Here is an 18,879-nt window from a genome sequence, read left to right on the forward strand (position 1 = left end):
GCGCTTAATTGCTTTCCGTCCGGTCTACCTCCGGGCAGGCTCGCGGCACCTTCGATCTCCCCGGGAGCCATTTGTGTCGCAAGCCGCCGCCCTAACTCGCCGCAGTCGCCCGCTTCGTACCTCGGCCGAACTCAGTTCGGTCCTCGCGACGGCATATGAGCGCATCGATCGTGACCAACACCGCAATTGCTGGATCCATGTGAGGCCAAAGGAAGAGGCGCTGGCGGAGGCCGAGGCTCTCGCGCGGCGCAGCGCGCAGGGCGAACTGCTTCCTCTGCTCGGTGTGCCTTTCGGCGCGAAGGACAACATCGACGTGGCGGGCATGCCGACCTCGGCGGCCTGTCCGTCCTTCGCCTATGTTGCGGAGCGATCGGCTCAGTGCGTCGAGCGCCTCGTCGCGGCGGGCGCAATCTGTCTCGGCAAGACCAATCTGGATCAGTTCGCAACCGGGCTATCCGGGGCCCGGTCACCTCACGGCGCCTGCCCAAGCGCCGCCGATGATCGCTATGTCGCGGGCGGATCGAGCTCGGGCTCGGCCGTCGCCGTGGCGGCCGGTCACGTTGCCTTCTCACTCGGCACCGACACCGGCGGCTCAGGCCGGGTGCCGGCAGGTTTCAACGGCATCATCGGGATCAAGCCGACGGTCGGGCTTGTCTCATCCCGCGGGCTCGTTCCGAACTGCCCCACGCTCGATTGTCCGTCGATCTTCTGCAACTCCGTCACCGAGGGCAAATTGTTGCTGGAGCTCATCGAGGGCTTCGACGAGGCGGATCCCTACAGCCGCGAAGCGCGCGGCCGGTCATCCGCTGTTCCCCAGGAATTTCGCTTCGGGCGCATTTCCGCCTCTCAGCTCAATTCATTCGGGTTGCCTGAATGCGACGCGCTTTACGAGCAGGCTTGCGGGAGACTGGTGGGACTGGGAGGCGAGGCCCTCGAGATCGACTTCACGCCTTTCGCCGAGGCCGGCGAAATGCTGTTCTCGGGACCGTGGATCGCCGAACGCTACGCGGCGATCAGCAAGCTCTTTGACGTCCATCATGGCGATCTGCTGGAGGTCACGCGCAAAGTCCTGCATTCTGCGGCGCAATTTTCAGCGGCTGACGCATTCGCGGCGCAACATCGTCTCCTGAAGTTGCGCCGACAGGTCCAGCTCCTCTTCAAGCAGATCGACGTCCTGGTCGTGCCGACAGCGCCGCGGCCCTTCACCATTGCGGACATGCTGGAAGACCCCGTCACGCTCAATACGCGTCTTGGTCACTACTCCTATTCCGTCAATCTTCTGGATCTGTGTGCGGTGGCGCTTCCCAATGCGACGCTCACCAGCGGGATGCCGATGGGCGTCACTCTGCTGGCACCCGCATGGCACGACCACGCCCTCCTGGACTTCGCCTCGCGATGGCAGCCGGACAATGACGGCGCTCCGTTCGGACTGAACGTCTATTCGCGCGGCGTCGGTTAGACGATCTCGAGGTCGAGCGCGCGCAAATTCAGAATGACGATCAGACCTCTGTCGTAGCGGATGATGCCTCTCGCCTGCATGCGAGAGAGCTGCACCGTCACCCATTGTCGTGTCGCTCCGATCAGGTTGGCGAGATCGCCATGGGTGAAGGGAATGCCGAGCACGATCTCGCGGCCGTGCTGCGAGCCGTAGATATTCGAGAGAAAGATCAGTAGACGCTGCAACCGCTCGGTCACCGATCGTGTGCCGAGCATTTGCGCCATGGCCGAGTAACACCTTGCCTTGAAGGCCAGCGCATCCAGCAGCGCTACCGCGATGGTCGCCGACTGAAGCGCAAGCTCGCGCAGCGCGGGGCCAGGCAGAAAGAGGAGCCGGCTGCGCTCGATCGCAACCGAAGACCACATATGCGCTCCGGAGCCGAAGAGGTCGGGCCCGCCGACGAAATTGCCGCCGAACCAGTAGGCGAGCGTCACCTCACGCCCCGAAGGTGCTGCGTAATAGCTGCGGATCCGACCGGACTCGATCAGATATATGCCGTTCTGGGTCTCTCCCTGGCGCCAGATATGCTTGCCGGTGTCCAGAACCTGGTGGCGACCGATTGCCAGCACACGGCGCCGGTCAGCCTCGCTCAGATGGTCGAGCAAGCCTGGCAGCGATCTGACCAGAGCATCCGACTCCGCCAGCATGATCCCGGCCGTCGCCTTGAGAGTTGCCGCTGACATCTGCCCGCTCCATCGTAGCTGGAGCAGATCCATTCAAGAGCTATGCCAGCCCTCGCTGCGGCTAAATTGAAGCGACCTCATCGCGCTTCAAGTCACTGCTTCCATTTGCTCGAACGCCTTGCGGCCTTCGGTCCGGATCAGGTCAAGGCAATCCCGCTTGAGCGCGAGATAGGCGGGCTCTGTCAGGATAGTGCTGGAGCGCGGGCGCGGCAGGGCCACCGAAAGATCCCGCAGGATGCGGCCCGGGCCGGCGCTCATGATCAGCACGCGATCCGACAGGAGAATGGCTTCGTCGATGTCATGCGTGACGAAAACGATCGTGGCGTTGATCCGGTCGCGCAGCTCGAGCAGGTTGTCCTGCATCACGGCCCGGGTCTGCGCGTCCAACGCACCGAAGGGTTCGTCCATGAGCAGCACACGCGGCTGGTTCGCGAGGGCGCGAGCAATCGCCACCCGCTGCTGCATGCCGCCCGAAAGCGTATGCGGATAGGCGCTGGCGAATTTTGTCAGCCCGATCATGTCGATCAGGTCGTCGGCGATCCGAAGCGCCTCCGTTTTCGACTTGCCGAGCGCGCGCGGTCCGTGAGCGATGTTACGGCGTACCGATTTCCAGGGGAACAGATGCGGCTGCTGAAAGACCATCCCGATATCCGGTCGAGGTGCCAGCATCGGCTTGCCGGCGACCGTGATCTCGCCTTCGAACGGCCGTTCGAGGCCCGCCATCGCGTTCAAGAGCGTAGACTTGCCGCAGCCCGACGGACCAACCAGCGAGACGAATTCACCCGGCATCACGGCCAGGGACACCCGGTCCACGGCAATGACCTCGCCGCGCGGCACATCGAACACGATGCTCAAATCCTCGACCCGGATGATTGCTTCCGGCGCCGTCGATGAAGGCTCCGGCTGAGCATCCACGAGCCGGAGCGGTGATGTCGGGCGAAGCGGGGTGTGCATCATCGCCACCATACGGCGCGCTCGGCAATGGCCGCGAAGGACCGATCGGCAACGAAGGAGAGCAGTCCGAGCGCCGCCAGCCCTCCCATGACCTGTCCGGTCTGCATGTTCTGTTGCGCAATCTCGATCCGGTAGACGATGCCGGCGAACGCACCCGCCAGCTCGGCGGCGACGAGCGTGTAAAAGGAGATGCTGACGGCGGTGCGCAGACCGACAACGATGTAGGGAAGCGCCCCCAGCAGGACGATCTCCGTGAGCATCTGCCGACGTGGCGTGCCGAGCATCAGCGCGGCGCGAATGAGGCCGCGATCGACCTTCTGAACGCCGATATGGGTCGCGAGCCATACGGTGAAGAACACGCCCCAGACGACCAGAAAGAGCTTGCCGGCCTCGGACAAGCCGAACCAGAGGATCACGATCGGCACGAAGGCGATCGGGGGGATCGGGCGGAGGATATGAAACAGCGGCGAGAGCAGGCTCGAGACCAGCCGGAACCGGCCCGTCAGCACGCCGAGCATGATCCCGCCCGTCGTCCCGATCAGGAAGCCCATGGTGACGCGGAATAGGCTCGCGGAAAGGTCGCCGACAAACTGCCCGCTGTGGATCCAGTCAAGGATGGCGACAGCGACCGTCGACGGCGGCGGGAACAGCACCGCGTTGACGATCCGGGAGCGCGCGATCAATTCCCAGACGCCGACGAAGGCTGGCACGGAAAGCGCGCCGAGAAGCATGCTCAGACGTCCGGCCGCCGTCGCGCGGTTGTGCCCGCCGGTGCTCATGGATTGGCCGACAGTGTCACACGTGCGGGATCAAGCGCCTTCAGCGGCGCCGCCACAATGACCTTCGAGAAATCAGGCATCCCCGCCCCCGGCGGGTGATTGCCGGTCTCGAGCCGCCAGGCCGCGTGCGTCTTCAGCGTCTCGAGCAGCTTGTCGTCGAGGCGCACGCGATAGACGTAATCCGACCAGATCGGCGCCAGCTCGTCGCGCTTCATTCCACTTGCGGCGGCGACAATGTCGATCGCTTCGTCCGGATGGGACTTCATCCAGCCTTCCGCTTCAATGAGAGCCGCCAGGAATTTGCTGACGATTGCCGGGTTTGCCTCCAGATAGGGCCGCGTCACGACGATGTTGAAGGTCTCCGAGTAGAGCCCCTTGGTATCGAGCAGGACGGCGCCCTCGCCGAGCGCCTTCTTTGCATTCGCCAGGTGCGGCTCCCAGGTGTCGAACGCGTCGATGCTCCCCGCCGCCAGAGCGGGAAGCATCTCCTGGGGGCGAAGGTTGACGAGCGTGACATCCTTGGCGGTCAATCCCGCCGCCTTCAGCAGAGCCGAAGTGTAGACCTCGCTCCCTGTGCCGGCCGTGAAGCCGATGCGTTTGCCGCGCAGATCCGCTTTGGTCCTGATTGCGGCGGCCGCCGCCGTCATCGTCTTCAGATCCGAGTACTCCATGCCGGCGACGAAGGCGATCGGCTGCTGCGCCATCGCGGCCGCGGTGACCGGAGCTTCGGCGGTCGTCGCGATGTCCGCGCCTCCTCCCATCACCGTGTCGAGACACTGTTTTCCGCTGGTGAAATTCGAGACCGAGATATCGAGTCCCTGCTTGCCGAAGAGGCCGTTCGCCTTGGCGACGATCGCGAGGGCCGAGATCGGTGCGAGGTTCTGCGCAAGCCGTGCCTTCAGCACCTCCTCGGCCGCGGCCTGGCAAGCCGGATTCAAGATGCCCGCACAGGCCGAGATCGCAAACGAGACCATGCGAAGAGCTGTTTTCGTGCGCATGCAACCACCTCCGGTCATGTCGGCGGCCGCAACGGCCAGCCTGTGATTGGAGGAGGGTCATCCGAAGGCGATGCGCCGTGAAGCAATTAATCGACAACGTGTTCCGCTGACGAACATTTGCGCATCGCGGAGCCGTAGCGGATCGCAATTTGGGCAGCGGAAAGCTCTGTTTGCCCGCCTCTTGTGCGGCGTGCTGTCCGGCCCGCGGTCCTCAGCTATTCGGCAGTCGTGCTCGAGAGGAGCAAGGTCGCGGCCGCGAGCGGACGCCGGGCGTCGCGCCATCAAGCCCGTGGTTTGGCTTCCGCGACTGCGCTGCCGTGCCGGCGGCGGATGGTCCAGATTGCAGCGCCGACAATGATTGCAACCCCAACGACGGTTAGAATCCAGACATGCTTGAACGGATGCCCCGCGTGCGGCACCCCGAAATATTGGTGGAAGGCCGACACCGCGAGCACGCCCGGCAGCACATGCGCCGGCGCCCAGAGCAGGATCGCGGGAACGTTCACTGCGTAGAATTTCGTGGGGGCCATGCCCAGCGCGCCGGCGGTCACGGGCACGAAGGCGCGGATCGGCGGCACGAAGCGGGCGAAGAACACGGCCCAGGTGCCGAAGCGGTTGAAGAAGCTTTCGCTCTCCGCGACCACGCGCGGATAATTGGTCAGCGGCCAGGTGTTGAGGATCTCGCGTTGCCGCCGGTGCCCGATCCAATAGGCCGACCCGTCACCCAGCACCGCGCCAAGCGCCGCCGCCAGCAGCACCCACGGCAGCTGCAGCTCGCCGCCCGGCACGAGGGCGCTCAGCGCCAGGATGATGGTCGAGCCGGGGATCACCGATCCCACCACCGGAACGGCTTCGAGCAGCGCCGCCAGGAACAGGGTCAGATAGCCCAGCCACGCATGGGCCGAGACGAAGGAGATGAGAGGATCGAGGAAGGACGTCACGTCGTCTCTGTGGCGGGCTGGCGCGCGGGGCAGTGGACCCTACATAAGGAGAACCGGCGAAATTTGCCATTCGCATAGGTTGGGCCGGTCCTCCCGGGTGCGAAATGCGGGCGTGATTCGCAACGCAGCCCTCCAAAATCTGCGTTCCTTGCCTATCTAAATGAAAAGACAATGGAACTTTGATTGGAGGGCGGGCTTCTGCCCGTCCCGTGTCTCTGATAGGTTGCTGTCCAGCACCCAGCCGCAGCCAACGTGCGAATAACCGGTTTCGGGACCGCCCGGGACCTCGGAGGATTGATGACGACCGCCGCCCTGTCCAAAGTTGAGGAAGTTTCCGGTCTGCCCGACATGAAAGTGTCGGTGCGCCAGGTGTTCGGGATCGATAGTGATCTCGAAGTCCCTGCCTATTCCGAAGTCGATCCTCATGTGCCCGAAGTCGATTCCGACTACCGCTTCGACCGCGCCACCACGCTCGCCATTCTCGCCGGATTCGCCAAGAACCGCCGCGTGATGGTGACGGGCTATCACGGCACCGGCAAATCCACCCATATCGAGCAGGTCGCCGCCCGCCTGAACTGGCCCTGCGTGCGCGTCAACCTCGACAGCCACATCAGCCGCATCGACCTCGTCGGCAAGGACTCCATCGTGGTCCGCGACGGCAAGCAGGTCACCGAATTCCGCGACGGCATCCTGCCTTGGGCGCTGCAGAACAACGTCGCGCTGGTGTTCGACGAATACGACGCCGGCCGTCCCGACGTGATGTTCGTGATCCAGCGCGTGCTGGAAGTCTCGGGCCGCCTGACGCTCTTGGACCAGAACAAGGTGATCAAGCCGCACCCGGCATTCCGACTGTTCGCCACGGCGAATACGGTCGGCCTCGGCGACACCTCGGGCCTCTATCACGGCACCCAGCAGATCAACCAGGGCCAGATGGACCGCTGGTCGATCGTCACCACGCTGAACTATCTCAGCCATGACGAAGAAGTGGAGATCGTGCTGGCCAAGGCCAAGCATTATCGCACCCAGGAGGGCCGCGACATCGTCAACAAGATGGTGCGCCTTGCCGACCTCACCCGCAACGCCTTCGCCAATGGCGACCTGTCGACGGTGATGAGCCCGCGCACGGTGATCACCTGGGCGGAAAACTCCGACATCTTCGGCGATATCGGCTTTGCGTTCCGCGTCACCTTCCTCAACAAGTGCGACGAGCTCGAACGCCCCCTGGTCGCCGAGTTCTACCAGCGCTGCTTCAACGCGGAGCTGCCGGAATCGGCGGTGAACGTCGCGCTCAGCTGAGGTTTGAGATGTCGTCCCGCCCTTCGGGACGACGGACAGGGCGAGATGACCACCTCCAACTCCAAATTCCGCAACAACAAGGAAGCGCCGACCGAGCCGTTCAAGCGCTCGGTCGCCTCCTGCCTCAAGGCGATCGCCAAGACGCCCGAGCTCGACATCTCCTTCGCGGCCGAGCGGCCTGGGCTCGCGCCGGGCAAAGCCCGCTTGCCCGAGCCGGCGCGCAAGATGACCAGGCGCGACGCCGCGATCGTGCGCGGCCATGCCGATTCCATCGCGCTCAAGCTCGCCTGTCACGATCCCAAGGTTCATCGCAAGCTGATGCCCGGCAATCCGCAGGCGCGCGGCGTGTTCGAGGCGGTCGAGCAGGCCCGCGTCGAGGCGATCGGCGCGCGCCGCATGGCGGGCGTTGCCAAGAACCTCACCGCGATGCTCGACGACCATTTCCACCGCGGCAAGTTCGACGAGATCACCGACCGCGCCGACGCGCCGCTGGCGGACGCGCTGGCGATGCTGGTGCGCGAGCGCCTCACCGGCCTGGCGCCGCCGACGGCGGCCAAGAAGATGGTCGACCTCTGGCGTCCCATTCTCGAAGACAAGATCGGCAAGCGGCTCGACCGGCTCGACGGCGTGCTCGAGGACCAGACCAGGTTCGGCGATGCCGTGCACGATCTGCTCTCGGCGCTCGAGCTCGGCGACGAGCGCAACGCCGACAGCGAGGACAATGACGAGAACGACGAGAACCAGGACGGCGACAACGATCAGTCCGGCGCCGAAGGCTCGCCCGATTCCGACGCCGCGCAGGAGATGAGCGCCGACCAGGCGCAGGCGACGAGCGAGGAGATGAGCGAGAGCGCGATGGAAAGCGCGCAGGCCTCGACCTCCGACACCTTCGACGACGGCGAGCTCGGCGACGACGAGACCCCGGGCGAGGCGACGCGTCCGAACCAGCACGGCAGGAACGAGCCGCGCGGGCCGGAATACCACGCCTTCGCGCCCAAGTTCGACGAGGTCATCGCCGCCGAAGACCTCTGCGACCATGACGAGCTGGAGCGGCTGCGCGCCTATCTCGACAAGCAGCTCGCGCATCTGCAAGGCATCGTCGCGCGCCTGGCCAACCGCCTGCAGCGCCGCCTGATGGCGCAACAGAACCGCGCCTGGGAGTTCGATCTCGAAGAGGGCATCCTCGACCCCGCGCGGCTGTCGCGCGTCGTCACCGATCCCTATCACCCGCTGTCCTTCATGCACGAGAAGGAGGCGACGTTCCGCGACACCGTGGTGACGCTGCTGCTCGACAATTCCGGCTCGATGCGCGGACGCCCCATCACGGTCGCCGCCACCTGCGCCGACATCCTCGCGCGCACGCTGGAGCGTTGCGGCGTCAAGGTCGAGATCCTGGGCTTCACCACGCGCGCCTGGAAGGGCGGGCAATCGCGCGAAGCCTGGCTTGCCGCCGGCAAGCCGGCCAATCCCGGCCGCCTCAACGATCTCCGCCACATCATCTACAAGTCGGCGGATGCGCCCTGGCGCCGTGCGCGCAAGAATCTCGGTTTGATGATGCGCGAGGGTCTCTTGAAGGAGAACATCGACGGCGAGGCGTTGGACTGGGCGCACAAGCGGCTCTTGGGCCGGCCCGAGCAGCGCAAGATCCTGATGATGATCTCGGACGGCGCGCCGGTCGACGATTCCACCCTGTCGGTCAACCCCGGCAACTACCTCGAGCGGCATCTGCGCCACATCATCGAGGAGATCGAGACCCGCTCGCCGGTCGAGCTGATCGCGATCGGCATCGGCCATGACGTGACGCGCTACTACCGCCGCGCGGTGACGATCGTGGATGCCGAGGAGCTCGGCGGCGCCATCACCGAAAAACTCGCCGAGCTGTTCAGCGAGACCAACGCGGCGCCCACGCAAGCACCCGGTCGCCCGCGACGCAAATTGCATTCGTGAGCACGCCGCCATCCCGCCGCAGCTTTCTTGGCTTTGCTGCGGCAGGATTCTCCACTCTCGCGCTCTCGCGTCTCGCGCAGGCGCAAGCGGCGACCGAGCCACGCGAGCTCCAGGTCGAGCACGCCGTCGCCGCGCCTGTCAGCATCGAGGTCAACGCGCGTCCGATTCCCCATTTCGAACCGCGCGACCGCGCGCGCACGCGCTTCGGCTCGCTGGATTATCGCAGCGGCCTGGTGCTGACCTCGCCCTATCGCGGCTTCGGCGGCTTGTCCGGCATCCGCTTCCTCGACGGCAAGGGCGAGCGCTTCGTCGCGATCTCCGACCAGGGCGGCTGGTTCACCGGCACCATCCGCTATTCCGGCCGCGAGATGGTCGGGCTCACCGACGTCGAGGCCGCGCCGCTGCTCGGCGCCGAGGGTCGGCCGATCACGGAAAAGCACCTCTGGTGGGATTCGGAATCGATCGCGCGCGACGGCAACCTCGTCTATGTCGGGCTCGAGCGCGTCAACCAGATCCTGCGCTACGATTTCGCCAAGGGCGGCACGCGTGCCCGCGGCGAGGTGATCGCCGTTCCGCCGGCCTTGCGCAAGCTACCCTCCAACAAGGGCATTGAAGCGCTTGTGTTCATCCCGAAGGGCCAGCCGCTCGCGGGCACTTTGATCGCGTTCTCAGAGCGCGGGCTCGACGCCGACGGCAATCTCGTCGCCTTCCTGATCGGCGGCCCCACGCCCGGCCAGTTCAGCGTCCGCCGCACCGAGAAATACGACATCAGCGATGCCGTGCTGCTGCCCTCCGGCGAGCTCTTGATCCTCGAACGCAAATTCTCCTGGTTCACCGGCATCAACATCCGCATTCGCGCGATCCCCCTGAAGGGAATCGCGCCGGGCGCGCTGGTCGACGGCCCCGCGCTGTTCGCCGCCGATCTCGGCCACGAGATCGACAACATGGAAGGCATCGACGCCCATGTCACGCCCGACGGCGAGACCGTGCTGACCCTGGTGTCGGACGACAATTTCTCGATGCTGCAGCGGACGCTGCTGCTGCAGTTCACGCTGGTCGAGTAGGGCGGTCGCACCCCCGTCATTGCGGAGGCATTCGCTTCCCATCGTGCGGCAATGCATTCCGTCGCGCCCGCCATTCCCCCCGCGCGCCTAGCAATCCGCGCTTTGCTCACTACACTCCCTGCATTGTTCCTCCATCTCCCGGAACTCCCCGCATGAGCGCCCTGTTTAACCCGATCAAGCTGCGCGGCCTCACCTTGAACAACCGCATCGTGGTGTCGCCGATGTGCCAATATTCGGCCGAGGACGGCGTCGCCACCGATTGGCACTTCACCCACATCAACAATCTCAGCCTGTCGGGTGCCGCGATGTTCTGCATCGAGGCGACGCATGTCGAGGCGATCGGCCGCATCACGGCGGGCTGCCTCGGGCTCTACAGCGATGCCTGCGAGGCCGCCTTGAGGCCGATCCTCAATTCGGTGCGGAAATATTCCTCCGCGGCGATCGGGATGCAGCTCGCCCATGCAGGCCGCAAAGCCAGCAGCGCGCGGCCGTGGGAGGGCGGCCAGCTGATTCCGGTCGAGCATGGCGGCTGGCAGACGGTGGCGCCATCGGCGGTGCCGCACAAGGAGGGCGAGGCCGCTCCGCTGGCGCTGGATGCGGCAGGCCTGAAGCGCATTCGCGAGGCCTTCGTCGACTGCACCAAACGCGCCGCGCGCCTTGGCATCGACGCCATCGAGGTGCATGGCGCGCACGGCTATCTCCTGCATCAATTCCTCTCGCCGATCTCCAACAAGCGCACCGACGAATATGGCGGCAGCCTCGCCAACCGCATGCGCTTTCCGCTCGAAGTGTTCGACGCGGTGCGCGCCGCGTTCCCCGCTGACAAGCCGGTCGGCATGCGGGTGTCGTCGACCGACTGGGTCGAGGGCGGCTGGGATCTGGCGCAAACAATAGAATTTGCGAGAGCGCTGAAGGCGCGCGGCGTCGACTGGATCGATGCCTCCTCCGGCGGCGTCTCGCCGCTGCAGAAGATCCCGCTCGGCCCCGGCTATCAGGTGCAGTTTGCCGATAGCATCAAGCGCGAGACCGGCTTGCCCACCATCGCCGTCGGCCTGATCAGCGATGCCAAGCATGCCGAGGAGATCGTCGCATCCGGCAAGGCCGACATGGTCGCGCTCGCTCGCGGCATGCTCTACGACCCGCGCTGGGGCTGGCACGCCGCCGCCGAGCTCGGCGGCGTGGTCGAGGTCCCGCCGCAATATTGGCGCTCGCAGCCACAGGCGCAAAAGGCGCTGTTCGGCAAGACCACGTTCGGGGCGAGGTGATTTCTTCACCTTCAGCGCAAACGAGGCTCCTCGCGGCCCCGCTTGCTGGGAGAGAGAGCTAAGCCGCCTGCTATAATCCCCTTCGCCTTCCACGCTCCCCAAAACTGGCCTAACCTCCGTCCCTCAACGCCTCACGGAGGCCGGCCATGCGTTTTGGTATCCGCAAAACTGCCCATGTGTTCGAGCGCGTGGCTCTTGCGATGGCGGGAGCCGCGTGCGGCCTGTTCGTCGGCGCCTATGTGGGATCTGCGATCCCCACGCTGACCACGCAGGGATTCCTGCTGCTGATGATGGCCTTGGGCGCGGTCGGCTTCTATCTAGGCATCGACACGCCGCAAATGCCTTTCGACGACGCGCACAGCGCGATCGACGCCGCGGAATTTCTCAGCTCGGCCGGCACGCTCTGCGCCACGCTGACCGCGTTCGTCTCGGTCGCCGTGATCGTGCTGCGGCTCGATCCGCACCTGGCCTGGACCTGGCTCGTCTTCGCCGGCTGGATCGCCGGCGTCGCCATGCAGATCGTCGCCGGCGCCAAGGCGAGGATGCGGAAGTAGCTTTCTCTTACCCCTCCAGGACCCCTCCAGGGGAGGCTAAGGAAGATGCCTAGAACACCACGCCCACGCGCGTGCCGCGCTTCCAGGCGATGCGGCAGCGCTTCCTGGTGTTGACGTGGAGCAGCTCGAAACGATCGGGAATCTTGACCTGGCCGCCGAGATCGACGCAGGCGCCGCCGGGCGAATAGTCGATCAGCGTGCACGGGATCACCGGCGCGCGCGGGTCGGTGATGATCTTGGCCTGTCGCGACACCAGCCCGGCGGGCTTCACACGGACATACTTGCGCGGATGCATTGGCACGTCTCCTCCAATTCCGCAGGTATCGCGGCGGGTGGTTTGTCCCATGATGGAAAAGAGATGATGCGATCAGACTAAGGTTGCCGGGAGAATTTTAATGAAAAGTGTCGGCGAGAGCAGAAAGCGGCGGTAGCGGGGTGGGACGTCTCGCGTCAATCCGCCCTGTCGTTGCGCGACCCTGCCCACCACCGTCATTGCGAGCCAACGGGTCCGCGCGAAGCGCGGCCCGATGACAGGCTCCGCGACGCAATCCAGAATCTTTCCGCGGAGGGACCCTGGATTGCTCACATGGGGATTTGGTGTGTCAAGGCGGTTTGTTCAGCTCTTTGTTCGATTGCAGGCCAGCTCTTCGTCCCGACCGTGGAGCACGTAGGATGGCGAGCGCAGATCGAGTCAAGGTCGGCCCGTAGGGCCGTCGCGAAGCGACTTGGCCTTGACTCGAGCGAGCACGCCATCAGGCTTTGGCAGTCGGGGCAGCGGGCGGATAACTCCTTTTCGTCAGGCGATCCAAGGGTCGAGCCGGTTTTTGCAATCTGGTTTGCTTGCCAGATCAAACTCACATTCGGTCGCCGCGCGGCGGCGGCTGCACCAACATTCCGCTTGCGGCGGGCAGGCTCGAGAGGACGAGACCATTCTTCGTTACGGCGTTTGAAGCCATGCAATCCATCGGTTCGTCCACCCGGATCGGCCGAGGCTGATCAATCTCGGCGGATTGGCTTTGAGGCTGAGGAGCGTGGTGTCAGGCGGCGGCCTTTATCTCGGCTCCCTCGATCACCACGCCCGCGGTCACGTACTTCCAGAGGGCCACGAGCAGCTTGCGCGCGAGCGCCACGATCGCGCGCTTGCGGCCGCGTTGGCTGTGCACCTTGAACCACTGGGTCAAAGCCGATTGAGGCTGGTGGCGTACCCAGAGCCAGGCGAGCTGGATCATCGTGGTTCTCAGGCGCGGATTGCCAGCCTTCGACACGCCTTGCTCGCGCTCGATGCCGCCACTGCGCCATGGCGTGGCTGCAAGGCCGGCATAGGATGCAATCTGGCGGCGGTTGGCGAACTGCCGGTAAAAGGCCTCCGACCAGAGAACGGCCGTGAAGTTCGGGCCCAGGCTCTTCAGTTCGAGCAGCATTGCCACCGGGTTCGATACGGTCTTCTCCCCCGCCGCCTTGCTCGCGGCCAGCAACGCATCCTGCTCGCGCTCCACCGCCGTGATCTGGTCGAGCAGCAGTTCGAGCCGGTCGAGTTCGCGGCTGATCTGCGCCTTCAGATGCGCCAGCAAGGCGCGCCCGTCGCCCGTCCGCAAGGCCTCCAGCCGCTTCCGCCGGTCTCGCCGCAGCGGCGCGTAGTCGAAGATCCCTTGCGCGAACAGAAGACCCTTGATCCGGTTCACATGCTCGATCCGCTCCGCGATCAAGGTCTCTCGCTCGCGGCACAGCCTACGGCGGTCCTCCTCTGCCGGAGAGGGCGCAACGACCATGGCGCAGACCCGTACCTCGCCGCGCTTGTAGGCCAGCAGCGTCCGCAACAGCGTCTCGCCATCCAGCCGGTCCGTCTTGGCCCGCCGGCGCCGGCGCGGCGTCGCAATCGAGGCCGGATCGACTACGTGGCTCTCGATGCCTTCCTGCTGCAGGGCGCGGTGAAGCCAGAACCCGTCCAGCCCCGCCTCCTGGATCGTGATGAGCGGATAGCTCTCACCCGTTCGCGCCTGCGCCTTGCGCTTCAGCTCCGCAAACAGCTTCAACAGTTCCGAAAGGTCGCCGGCCTTCATGCTGCGTTTGGACATCTTCTCGCCCTTGCAGGGCGACAGCGAAGTGACCAGCCATGTCGAACGGCTCAGTTCCAATGACACAAAAATTGCGCCAAACTGCGTGCGGATAGCGGCCAGTCCGTCGGAAGGATGATCGAGCAACATCGTCGTCTCCAGGTTGAATGGATTCAGCAACCCTCAGTCTGGCCTCAGACCTGGTCGCTATCCACTCCCCATGGAATCTTCGTCGCAAGGGCTCCTCGCAATGACGGGCGGAGAGGTCGCCGCCACCTCACCCCGTCACGCCCTCCTCCATCCCATCCGCCGCCACGTCCACCCCCGGCTCCACCGGCATCGGCACCGTCACGTAGTCCTTCGGCAGGTTCACCGGCCGATACCCCGGCTCCACCGCCATTCGCTTCAACACGCTCTCATGCACATGCGCGCCTTCGGGGATGACGCGCGGCTCGCAATCGGGGATGTAGAAGCCGAAATAGACCTTCCGCTCCGGCCATTCCTTGTACGTCGCACGCTTCGGCACGTACTCCAGCACGCGCCAGGCGGCCGTCATCGAATTGTGCAACTCGCCCGTCTTCCCGGTGTAAGCGGGCTCCACGTATTTGAACGGCGAGTTCTTGCGAGGGACTCCCCAGGCGAGCTGGTTCACCGTGCGCGGGTTGAACTTCAGCCCGGCCTTCTCGGCCTCCGCGATCATCCAGAGCAGCGGATATTTGGATTGCCCGCTCTCCGCTTCCGGATAGCCGCCGCCGACGTCGCAATGCACGCCGGCAAACCACACCTGCAGGATGTCCTGCGGCACTTTCTTCTCGTCGGGTACGTAGCGGTTGCTCCAGAACTCCTGCGGCTCTTCATACTGCTTCAGGCGGAACATGCAGCGCCGCTCGTCGATCGCGATCGCCTGCCGGAAGATCTTGACGCTCGGGTTGCGCAGCGTGAAGGCGAGCTCCTCCAGGCTGAACAGGAAGAAGAAATTGTCGCGCCGCGGCACGATCACGCTCGCCACCGTGTCCCAGACGCCGATGAAGTGGATGGTCGGCCAGCGCGTCGAGGTGATGCGCGCGAATTGGGCGGCGAGGTCGAAGGTATCCTTCGGCAGCGGCCCGCTCTCGTCGGTCGCGATATCCTTGAGATCCTCGATATCGTTGCCGCGCCCGGTGCCGGAATATTGCTTGTAGGCGACGAGCCCGCTCCCAGCGAGGTTCGCCTGCTCCGGCGAGATCAGCCCGATCTTGTGGATCAGCCCCGCCAGCACCCGAACCGTGTAGGCCCCGCGCGAAAACCCGAACAGGCAGATCTTGTCGCCCGGCGCGTAATGCTGAACCAGGAAGCAATAGGCCGAGAGCACGTTGTCATCGAGCCCATAGCCGGTGGCGAGCCCCAGCACCAGGTTGATATTGGCCTTCCAGCGGTGCCACGTCGTCGGCTGCGTCACCGTGCCGACCCCGGGATCGTAAAACACCAGCTGCCGCGGCGACGTCTTGTCCGTCTTGCGCAGGCAGCGATAGAGCTTCAGGACGTTGGAGATGTTCTCCGAAATCTCGTTGCCGGTCCCGTCACAGCAGATGACGAGGTTCTTGCCGGTGGGCTTGTGGTCGGTGCTGGCTGCGTGCTCCATGGGATGCGCCTCCGGGTGATGCTACCGGGGCGAGTATAGCGGAAATGGATGACAGCGGGGAGGCAACGTCGCCGGCACCCAGCCCCATGGCCACATCGTCTGTTGACATTAACCTGTTGTTAACCATGCGGTTGCCTAATGTTGACGATGGGGGGATCACCATGTCGGCCCATGTGACGCGACCGAGGTTGATGCCTGTTTCGGCCGATCCGGCCATCCGGTCGGTGGCGAGGCTGGCTGTTCGCGCCAAGGCCGTCCTACAGGGCAAAGCGCCTGTCCTACGGAGCAAAGCCATGTTCGGAAAGGACGACTTAGTGGACAATCTCAGCCGCGATCTCGATCGCGCGCGCGGAAGACGAGATGCGCTCGCATCCGAAGCCACGGCTCTGGCGGCCCAGATCGCCGAAATTGAAGCCCGTCTTTCGGAGGAAAAGAAAAGGCGTGAGCGTGAGCGCGTCTTGAGCGAGGTCGAAGCGATCAGGACGCGAATCAAGCAAGCCGCCGGCGCGTTTGCGCCTGTCGTCGATGGTCTCTCGAGGGCGATCGAGCAGGCTGCGGCGGTTGTGCCCGAGGCGCGCGAGCTCAATAGTTTCCTGGTATCGGTGGCGACCGAGATCGACAGCGTGCTCGATCCCCTGCTCCGCGAACTGGATCAGCGCGCGGATGCGGTGCGAACCGGACACGCAGCGCTGGACCTGCCGAGTTCGGCCATTGAAGCCCCGCCCATCGAGCTGCCGAAAGACACCAACGAACGCCTGCTTCGTTTTCCGGCGTGGCTGTCCCGCGACAAGGAGACGGACAGGAAGGACACCGCCGAGAGCCCGCGCAGCACGGCGGCGTGACGCATCGGCACGCTGTGCAGCTCAAAAGCTCGTCTGCATATCTGACGTTCGGAGCGCGTTGAGAATTAGACCACCTCTCCCTGCTGGGAGAGGGTGAACCGGGCGGCCGAACCTGATCTCATCGCACCCTGGACTAGCCCAAAGCGGAATGGCTTCAAGTCGAATCGACTGGCCGCGGGCTCGTTCGAACCTCTCCCGCTCGCGGGAGAGGGAGCGCACCTCCTTCGCCACCCCTCAGTTGGCGGCGCGGCGCAGGAAGGCCGGGATATCGAGAACGGCCTCGTCGGGCGCATTGCGCGCAGGGGCGCGGCCGTAAGGATCGAGCGGCTGAAGCGCCGCCTGCCGCGCATAGTCCAGGCCCGGCCTTGCCGGTGGCCCCACGGGGTGGTGCGGGCGGAGCGGCGGGCTTCCCGCTTGCGGAAGGGGGGCACTGCGCTCGATGCGATCGGCGATGCGACGGCCGTCGTTGCGCAGCCTGCCGGCGAGCTGGGTGAGGGCGGTTTCCACCGGTAGCGCCTGCGCCGGATCGAGATTATCGATTCCGGTCGCCACCACCGAGACGCGGACGATGCCTTCGAGGCTTTCGTCGAACGACGCACCGACGATGATGTTGGCGTCCGGGTCGGCCTCGTCGCGAATGCGGGTCGCGGCTTCGTCGACCTCGTACAGCATCAGATCCTTGCCGCCGGTGATGGAGATGATGAGGCCACTGGCACGCTTGATCGAGGGATTCTCGATCAGCGGATTGGAGATCGCGGCCACGGCGGCGGCCAGCACGCGCTTCTCGCCGGAAGCCTCGCCCCGTCCCATCATGGCCTTGCCCTTCTCCTTCATGACGGAGAGGACGTCGGCAAAATCGAGATTGATCAGGCCTTCCTTGACGATGAGGTCGCTGATGCAGGCCACGCCCGAATAAAGCACCTGGTCGGCAAGGGCGAAGGCATCGGCGAACGTGGTCTTCTCGCTGGCCACCCGGAACAGGTTCTGGTTCGGGATGATCAAGAGGGTGTCGACCGTCTTCAGCAGCTCCTCGATGCCGGCTTCGGCAAAGCGCATGCGGCGCTGGCCCTCGAAGTAGAACGGCTTGGTGACCACGCCGATGGTGAGGATGCCGAGTTCGCGCGCGATCCTGGCGACGATGGGTGCAGCCCCGGTGCCGGTGCCGCCGCCCATGCCGGCCGTCACGAACACCATGTGCGCACCGTTCAATTGCTCGCGGATCGTGTCGATCGCCTCTTCGGCTGCGGCGCGTCCCAGTTCCGGCTGCGAGCCGGCGCCGAGGCCTGCGGTCACCCTTGTGCCGAGCTGGATGAGGCGCTTCGCCTTCGACATCGCCAGCGCCTGCGCGTCCGTGTTGGCGACCACGAACTCGACCCCTTGCAGTCCGGCCGTGATCATGTTGTTGACGGCATTGCCGCCGGCGCCGCCGACGCCGAAGACGACGATGCGGGCCTTCATTTCATGGATATCGGTATTGCCAGTCATTCTTCCCTCGCGATTGCTCCGGCAAGCCGGGGGTTAAAGAAAGTCTCGAGTGCTACCTGCAAGCCGCGCGGTCTGCTTTGACGATGGCGGCGGCAAGATGTCCCAATCGACGCGCGGCGTGTCCCGCGATCGAGCCGCCCCGGCGATCGGTCCGCAGCGCCGTCACTTCGTCGTCCAGTCGTGCCGCCCACGCATTGGCTGCCGTGGTCTCGGCGATCGCCTGCTGCAGCTCGACGGCGAGGCGATCGGCGCGGTCCCGCTCGCGCTCGAACACGGCCCTGTAGGCGGTCGCGACTTCTTCGAGCCGCGCGATCTCCGCCTTGAAGGCCCCGATCTTGATGGCCTCGATCTTTGCCATGGAGGCATCGACGGGATCTGCCCGGCGGTCCTTTCGTGGGCGGGGCGTGTACCGGAGCGTGGCGAGATCAACGCTCACCAGGGCTTTGCCGTCGCCCGAGCGCAAGCGTGGCAGCCGGCGACGTCTCGCCAGCGACCGCGCGGCCTCGCGCGAGATATCGAGGCGGGCACCGAGATCGGCATACGTCAACAACTCAACGCACATCGGCGCTTCTCCTGGAGCGAACCGGGAAGGCATTTCGAGCTAATGATGGCTGGACGATTACCGCAGGCTAGGGTGCGTTGGTTAATGGACGGTTAACATGCGAGGGGGGTGTTTACGGATAGCGTCACCGTGCCGATCCCCGGGATCGGAGAGAGCCCATCTGCCGCGGCTTCGTCTTGTCCGACTTGCGCAGGCGGCGATAGAGCTTCAGGACGTTGGAGATGTTCTCGCTGATCTCGTTGCCGGTCCCGTCACACCAGATGACGAGGTTTTTGCCGCCGGGCTTGTGGTCGGTGTTGCCTGCGTGCTCCATGGGATGCGCCTGCGGGTGATGCT

Annotated in this window: 17 protein-coding genes and 1 pseudogene; 7 read left to right on the forward strand and 11 right to left on the reverse strand. The window is 65.0% G+C overall.

All coding sequences use genetic code 11. The features are described 5' to 3' along the window. The first annotated feature begins 73 nt into the window (after window positions 1-73). Complete coding sequence (gene atzF, locus BRAD3257_RS02730) at window positions 74-1,459, forward strand: allophanate hydrolase (protein ID WP_122400555.1); 1,386 nt, start codon at window positions 74-76, stop codon at window positions 1,457-1,459. Here the strand turns inward: atzF and BRAD3257_RS02735 are convergent. The 5 genes from BRAD3257_RS02735 to BRAD3257_RS02755 all read right to left on the reverse strand — a co-directional run bounded on the left by BRAD3257_RS02735 (window position 1,456) and on the right by BRAD3257_RS02755 (window position 5,853). Then, window positions 1,456-2,181 carry a Crp/Fnr family transcriptional regulator gene (locus BRAD3257_RS02735; protein WP_122406337.1) on the reverse strand — a complete coding sequence of 242 codons (726 nt, stop codon included), beginning with the start codon at window positions 2,179-2,181 and terminating at the stop codon, window positions 1,456-1,458. The genes atzF and BRAD3257_RS02735 overlap by 4 nt on opposite strands. Before the next feature lie 87 nt (window positions 2,182-2,268). Next, a complete protein-coding gene (locus BRAD3257_RS02740; RefSeq protein ID WP_162500080.1) occupies window positions 2,269-3,147 on the reverse strand; it encodes an ABC transporter ATP-binding protein in 879 nt (292 codons plus the stop codon). Further along, window positions 3,135-3,914 carry an ABC transporter permease gene (locus tag BRAD3257_RS02745; protein WP_122400556.1) on the reverse strand — a complete coding sequence of 260 codons (780 nt, stop codon included), beginning with the start codon at window positions 3,912-3,914 and terminating at the stop codon, window positions 3,135-3,137. The genes BRAD3257_RS02740 and BRAD3257_RS02745 overlap by 13 nt, the downstream gene beginning before the upstream one ends. After that, entirely contained in the window at window positions 3,911-4,912 is a 1,002-nt protein-coding gene (locus BRAD3257_RS02750) for an ABC transporter substrate-binding protein (RefSeq protein ID WP_122400557.1), read from the reverse strand. The genes BRAD3257_RS02745 and BRAD3257_RS02750 overlap by 4 nt, the downstream gene beginning before the upstream one ends. 281 nt (window positions 4,913-5,193) lie before the next feature. Further along, window positions 5,194-5,853: a DedA family protein gene (locus BRAD3257_RS02755; RefSeq protein ID WP_122400558.1), complete on the reverse strand. Its 660-nt coding sequence runs from the start codon at window positions 5,851-5,853 to the stop codon at window positions 5,194-5,196. Window positions 5,854-6,150: 297 nt separating this feature from the next. Here BRAD3257_RS02755 and cobS point away from each other — a divergent pair, with 297 nt between their 5' ends. The 5 genes from cobS (at window position 6,151) to BRAD3257_RS02780 (ending at window position 11,979) form a co-directional block, all read left to right on the forward strand. Further along, window positions 6,151-7,149 carry a cobaltochelatase subunit CobS gene (gene cobS, locus BRAD3257_RS02760; RefSeq protein ID WP_122400559.1) on the forward strand — a complete coding sequence of 333 codons (999 nt, stop codon included), beginning with the start codon at window positions 6,151-6,153 and terminating at the stop codon, window positions 7,147-7,149. Between the two features lie 45 nt (window positions 7,150-7,194). Next, window positions 7,195-9,096, forward strand: a complete 1,902-nt coding sequence (gene cobT, locus BRAD3257_RS02765; protein ID WP_122400560.1) for a cobaltochelatase subunit CobT — start codon at window positions 7,195-7,197, stop codon at window positions 9,094-9,096. Next, a complete protein-coding gene (locus BRAD3257_RS02770) occupies window positions 9,093-10,160 on the forward strand; it encodes an esterase-like activity of phytase family protein (protein ID WP_122400561.1) in 1,068 nt (355 codons plus the stop codon). The genes cobT and BRAD3257_RS02770 overlap by 4 nt, the downstream gene beginning before the upstream one ends. Before the next feature lie 152 nt (window positions 10,161-10,312). After that, the gene (locus BRAD3257_RS02775; protein WP_122400562.1) at window positions 10,313-11,425 is read left to right on the forward strand and encodes an NADH:flavin oxidoreductase/NADH oxidase; all 1,113 of its coding nucleotides are present in this window, start codon (window positions 10,313-10,315) and stop codon (window positions 11,423-11,425) included. Window positions 11,426-11,571: 146 nt separating this feature from the next. Further along, entirely contained in the window at window positions 11,572-11,979 is a 408-nt protein-coding gene (locus BRAD3257_RS02780; protein ID WP_122400563.1) for a hypothetical protein, read from the forward strand. 49 nt (window positions 11,980-12,028) lie between these two features. Here BRAD3257_RS02780 and BRAD3257_RS02785 read toward each other — a convergent pair whose 3' ends face one another. The 3 genes from BRAD3257_RS02785 to BRAD3257_RS02795 form a co-directional block, all read right to left on the reverse strand. After that, the gene (locus tag BRAD3257_RS02785; protein WP_027573877.1) at window positions 12,029-12,274 is read right to left on the reverse strand and encodes a PilZ domain-containing protein; all 246 of its coding nucleotides are present in this window, start codon (window positions 12,272-12,274) and stop codon (window positions 12,029-12,031) included. 742 nt (window positions 12,275-13,016) lie between these two features. Then, window positions 13,017-14,183 (reverse strand): IS110 family RNA-guided transposase, encoded by a 1,167-nt coding sequence (locus BRAD3257_RS02790; protein WP_122406339.1) that lies wholly within the window; start codon window positions 14,181-14,183, stop codon window positions 13,017-13,019. 127 nt (window positions 14,184-14,310) lie between these two features. Continuing rightward, the gene (locus tag BRAD3257_RS02795; RefSeq protein WP_122400565.1) at window positions 14,311-15,654 is read right to left on the reverse strand and encodes a T6SS phospholipase effector Tle1-like catalytic domain-containing protein; all 1,344 of its coding nucleotides are present in this window, start codon (window positions 15,652-15,654) and stop codon (window positions 14,311-14,313) included. Window positions 15,655-15,740: 86 nt separating this feature from the next. On the opposite strand from BRAD3257_RS02795, the gene BRAD3257_RS02800 reads away from it, so the two are divergent. Further along, window positions 15,741-16,496 (forward strand): hypothetical protein, encoded by a 756-nt coding sequence (locus BRAD3257_RS02800; protein ID WP_244607849.1) that lies wholly within the window; start codon window positions 15,741-15,743, stop codon window positions 16,494-16,496. Window positions 16,497-16,730: 234 nt separating this feature from the next. Here BRAD3257_RS02800 and ftsZ read toward each other — a convergent pair whose 3' ends face one another. The 3 genes and pseudogenes from ftsZ to BRAD3257_RS02815 all read right to left on the reverse strand — a co-directional run. After that, window positions 16,731-17,981, reverse strand: a complete 1,251-nt coding sequence (gene ftsZ, locus BRAD3257_RS02805; protein WP_122400567.1) for a cell division protein FtsZ — start codon at window positions 17,979-17,981, stop codon at window positions 16,731-16,733. Window positions 17,982-18,033: 52 nt separating this feature from the next. Continuing rightward, on the reverse strand, window positions 18,034-18,543 hold the full coding sequence (locus BRAD3257_RS02810; protein WP_162500081.1) for a hypothetical protein: 510 nt from the start codon (window positions 18,541-18,543) through the stop codon (window positions 18,034-18,036). A gap of 122 nt (window positions 18,544-18,665) precedes the next feature. Beyond that, window positions 18,666-18,856, reverse strand: a pseudogene (locus BRAD3257_RS02815) (phospholipase effector Tle1 domain-containing protein); the annotation flags it as partial. Window positions 18,857-18,879: the final 23 nt, after the last annotated feature.

Origin of the sequence: Bradyrhizobium vignae (assembly GCF_900324035.1) — a bacterium.
Taxonomy (GTDB): Bacteria; Pseudomonadota; Alphaproteobacteria; order Rhizobiales; family Xanthobacteraceae; genus Bradyrhizobium; species Bradyrhizobium vignae.